Below are 1,364 nucleotides of genomic sequence, written 5' to 3'. Positions count from 1 at the left end.
TCGGGGGGCATGGTGGGGCGGTGGGTGCGCGGGTCGGACAGGCGGGCGTCGAGGCGGTCGTCGTGGGCGCGCAGGGCTTGGATGGTGCGCCACAGCGGGGTGTAGGCGTCGGCGCCGAGGAGGTCGTCGGGGTTTTCGTCGGGGGTGAGGTAGACGGGGACGACGAGGGTGGCCTTTTTGCTGGCGCCGGGTTGCTGGCGCAGGGCGCGGCCGACGGCCTGGACGGTGTCGACGGGGCTGTTCTTGGGGTCGGCGAAGACGACGGCGTCGATGTCGGGGACGTCGATGCCCTCCCCCAGGACGCGGGCGTTGGATAGGACAGCCGGGGTGGCGGGGTCGGTGTGGGAGGTGAATTCGAGCAGGAGGCGGCGGCGGATCTGCGGGGTGTGACTGCCGCTGACCCAGTCTGTCCACAGTCCTTGGGGGCGCAGGTGTTCGGGAAGGGTGGCGGCCGTCTCGGTCAGGGTGGTGGCGAAGGCGCGGGCGTCGGCGACGCGGTGATGGAAGGTCAGGATGCGGCGCAGCCGGTGGTCGTGGATGGCGCGCAGGGTGGCGACCTGGCGGCCGGCCAGGTGCAGTCCGTCAACGCCGGCGCCTGCTCCGGTGGCGAGCCAGTCGCGCAGGTCTGTGCTGGTGACGACAGGGACGAGGATCTGGTAGTCGGCGAGCAGTCCGAGATCGATGGCGTCGGAGAGGTTGAGGTGGTAGGCGACGGGGCCGAACAGCTCTTCGTCGTCCATGGAGGCCACTGCCTCTGCCCCGTCGGCATCCGCGGCGTCGTCGGGGTCCCAGATGCGGGGGGTGGCGGTCAGGTAGAGGCGGCGGGCTGCGGGGACTTGGTCGTCGTGGTGGACGGCAGCCCATGCCTTGCCGAGACGGCCGGCCGTGCGGTGGGCCTCGTCGACGACCACCAGGTCCCAGGGAGGCAGGCGGTGGTCACGGTGGGCGGTAACCACCGCAGACAGGGAGGCGTAGGTGGCGTAGACCGTGAGCGGCCCGTCGGTGGGGGTGAGGGCGGCGAGTTCTGCCGGGGCGGTGGTCATCGGGATGTCGCCGGCCGAAGGGTGCTCTACGGCCTGGCGGGCCGAGCAGACGGCCACCGACGGGCCCTTGCGGCCCGCGGCGTGCCAGGAACGGATTGTCTGGGAGAGCAGGTCCAGGGTAGGGACCAGTACCAGTACCCGGCCGTGGGCGGCGAGGCGCGCGGCGGTCCGCGCGGCGATCAGGGTTTTTCCGGTGCCGCAGGCGGCCACCACGCTGGCCCGCGTATGGGTGCGCAGCGTCTTGACCGCCGCGGTGACGGCGTCCTTCTGGTGGGGGCGCAGTTCGATGTCATCGGTGGTCATGGGGGTGCGCTCTCACGG

The 1,364-nt window shown here is 72.1% G+C and carries 1 protein-coding gene; it reads right to left on the bottom strand.

Annotated elements, in window-relative coordinates; all coding sequences use genetic code 11:
* Nucleotides 1-1,346, bottom strand: a 1,346-nt coding sequence (locus WH07_RS35735) for a DEAD/DEAH box helicase family protein (RefSeq protein WP_046509431.1), incomplete at its 3' end; no start/stop codon positions are given.
* Between the last annotated feature and the right edge of the window lie 18 nt (nucleotides 1,347-1,364).

Origin of the sequence: Streptomyces odonnellii, assembly GCF_000981895.1 — a bacterium.
Lineage (GTDB): Bacteria > Actinomycetota > Actinomycetes > Streptomycetales > Streptomycetaceae > Streptomyces > Streptomyces odonnellii.
The sequence above is the reverse complement of the archived record's forward strand: the minus strand, read 5'-3'. Positions and strand labels throughout refer to the sequence as shown.